Annotated in this window: 3 protein-coding genes and 1 pseudogene; 1 reads left to right on the forward strand and 3 read right to left on the reverse strand. The window is 58.7% G+C overall.

Features of this window, described 5'->3' with window-relative positions; genetic code table 11:
• Positions 1 to 879: hypothetical protein (locus tag RR842_RS13570; RefSeq protein WP_332730119.1), on the forward strand; the 879-nt coding region annotated here is incomplete at its 5' end.
• Between the two features lie 9 nt (positions 880 to 888).
• Here the strand turns inward: RR842_RS13570 and RR842_RS13575 are convergent.
• From RR842_RS13575 to RR842_RS13585, 3 genes and pseudogenes are all read right to left on the reverse strand, one after another.
• Complete coding sequence (locus RR842_RS13575) at positions 889 to 1,857, reverse strand: hypothetical protein (protein WP_332730120.1); 969 nt, start codon at positions 1,855 to 1,857, stop codon at positions 889 to 891.
• Positions 1,850 to 2,356, reverse strand: coding sequence for a sigma-70 family RNA polymerase sigma factor (locus RR842_RS13580; protein ID WP_332730121.1), 507 nt, complete (start codon positions 2,354 to 2,356; stop codon positions 1,850 to 1,852). Before RR842_RS13580 ends, RR842_RS13575 begins: the two co-directional genes overlap by 8 nt.
• 167 nt (positions 2,357 to 2,523) lie before the next feature.
• A pseudogene (locus RR842_RS13585) lies at positions 2,524 to 2,726 on the reverse strand (aminotransferase); the annotation flags it as partial.

Genomic DNA, 2,726 nt, shown 5'->3' on the forward strand with positions numbered 1-2,726 from the left:
GAAGACAGGGTGCGACGGGGCACTTCAAAAAGAGCAGGATGGTACGCGAGGACGGTTGTGCGGTCGCTCGGGGCAGCTCCGGCCGTGATGGCTGGGTGCGTTGTTGCGGTGGCGGTGGCGGCCTTTGCCGTTTGCGCCCAACAGACTGCCTACCTCTCAGTCAGTGGGTTCTCTCCCGGATATCTTGACAGCCTCATCTGGCTTTTTTCGTCCGATAGGGGTATTCCTTTGCTGTGGTGCATCGCCCCGGCTGCGCTCATGCTGTGGCTGACTGTCGCGGGTGCTGGCCGTCACGGGGCGGGCTGGGCCGTTTGCCACAGCAATGCGCGCGAGCTGTGGATTGAAGACGTTGTGGATGCCGTAGTCGGTGCGCTCGCATTTGCAGCGGCGTGCGTGGCATCGGCGTGCGCAGCCGCAGCCGCTTTCTCGGGGGCTGCGATGGCCGACTTCGGCCCGCACGGCATCTTCGCGGCGGTTACCGGGCAAGCGCTGCAGATACCTTTAGACATCGTCGAGGTTGTTTTTGCAGTAGCCGTCCTGTCGTTTCTTGTGCTCGCCGTGTTTGGAATCGCATTTCAGCTTGGGAGGCTGCTGCTGAACGGGCCGGCTGTGCCGTTTGCCGCGCTGATCCTTCTGGGTCTGCCGGCGATTCACGGCCCGCAGGCGTTTCTCCTCGAGGCCGCTCGGCTGCTGAGCTTCCCCGTCGACCCCCGTGGAGTGACCAACCCGCTCTCGCTGCCCTTTGAGGTGACCTCGCTGTTCTATGACTCATGGCTGCCGGGCGCAGGCCACGGCCTCTGGCTGCAGTTCGTGCTTTTCGCCGTCTTGTTCGCCGCTGGCCTGCTGGCCGCGCCCTGCAAGGACTGCTTGCGTTCGTAACGCGCGCGGTCAGCGGCTTTTCTCCACGAGATTGAACAGCGAGGGCTCGCCGGCGAGAGACGCCCAGCTGCCGGTGTCTTGTGAGTCAGTTGCCCATTGCGAAAGATAAGCGCGGTACATGCCCTCGAATCCTTCGGCAGCCTCAAACCCGTAGGACTTCGTTTGGGATGTTTTGTCGGCGAATGTCGCGGTCGCCGTGATGCTGGTGCCGGCGAGGCGCTTCGCATCGCATACGGCGAGCAGGGTTTCCATTCCCTCCGCGTCGCCCGTTCCATAAAGCCTGTCGAACTCGGCCTTTTCTTCCTCGTCGAGCACGTAGTTGATCCCAATCTCCCGCACAACCTGCTTTCCGTCATCGTAAGCTACGATGAAAGATTGAGACGTCTCCTGTGCAACGGTGCCCTCGCTTCCTCGGTCGCTCTTCCAGCTTCCGTAGCAAACGCCTTCGCCCTCGATTGAGTAGGCCACTGATTCCACGTTTTTTCCGGCGACGGTCATGTCGAGCGAATAGTATCTACTGACGGTGACGACACTGAAATCGACTGTGTCGCTTGAGGCGTCATAGAGGTAGCCTGCGCTCGTGCGCGTTGGGTGAAACTTCTCAAGGCTGATCCCGACGGGGGCGTCCCCGCCCGTCGGCGATTCCTCGGCGTAAGCGACGAGTGCGAAGGTGTTGCCGGCAAGAGTCGCACCAATCTTTTCGAGCGCGCCTGTGCCGAACAGGAGTCCCATGCCGGCGACGACGGCCAGGCAGGCAGCGAAGGCTATCTTCCCTGCAGGAGAAAGCGCAATGGTGCCGCCTCTCAGTCTTCGTAAAGCGACATGCCCTCGGGGTAAAAGCACAAGGGAAGAATCCCTCTTCTTTTCGGGTGCTTCCGCCAAACCCAAAGATTTCTTCGTCCTGTATTTGAGCTCTTCGCTTGCCTTGATGCCTTCTTCGAGCTGCGCGTAGCTTTGTCTGAACTCGTCTTCATTCATCACCTGCTCCTTCCATCGATATCCGGAGCGCGTTGCGCGCCCTGTGCAGATGGGACCTCACCGTCGAGGGTTTTTCTCCGGTGATCTTGGCAATCTCTTCCGTCGAATAGCCTTCGTAGTAGTAAAGGTGTATGACGGTCTTCCTGATAGGGGGGCAAAGCGAGTCGATCGCCTTTTCAAGCGATGATTTTGGCCTGCGCGACTCGTCGTCTTCCGCGACGGCGCTCGCTTCGTGGAGGACGGAAGTTGGCCTGCGCTTGCGCAGCTCGTCGTAGCAGCAGTTGATAGTGACCCTTATAAGCCATGCCTTCAGGTGTTCTTCATCCTTGATGCGCGCTTTTGACTTGAAAAGCCGCATAAACACGGTTTGGAACATGTCTTCCGCATCGGTCACGTTGCCCATGCAGCGATGGGCAACTCTCATGACGGTGTCGCCCCAGGCGTCGATGGCTTCGCCGACGTCGACTTCATAGATGCGCTTTCTCTTGAATAGACTCACTCGTCCTCCTTTTTAAAGAAAACGAACAAGGAGCCGAAATTGTTGCAGAATCGACAGCAATAACATTTTTCTTTCCGATGCGCGGCGATTCTGCAGCAGAGCGTTCGCTGTTGAACACTCTGCTGACGTAAGGTCGGTACGTATATTTTCTGATGATGAGGGGGTGGCTATGCTAAAAGCGTCTCAACACTTGCCAGTTTCACGCAGCAGATAAACACATCCATAGCCGCATCCAGCTCTTCGAGTGGCGGCAGCGTCGGTGCGATACGAATGTTGCTATCGGCCGGATCGTTTTTGTAGGGATAGGTGGCGCCTGCACCGGTCATAACCACGCCGGCTTCCTTTGCGAGTGCTACAGCGCGCTTTGCGG

The organism is Gordonibacter sp. (genome assembly GCF_036667095.1).
Lineage (GTDB): Bacteria > Actinomycetota > Coriobacteriia > Coriobacteriales > Eggerthellaceae > Gordonibacter.

Bases quoted from the DNA above. Each gene is read 5' to 3' on its own strand.
- RR842_RS13575 (WP_332730120.1), bottom strand. From the start codon at position 1,857: ATGAATGAAGACGAGTTCAGACAAAGCTACGCGCAGCTCGAAGAAGGC.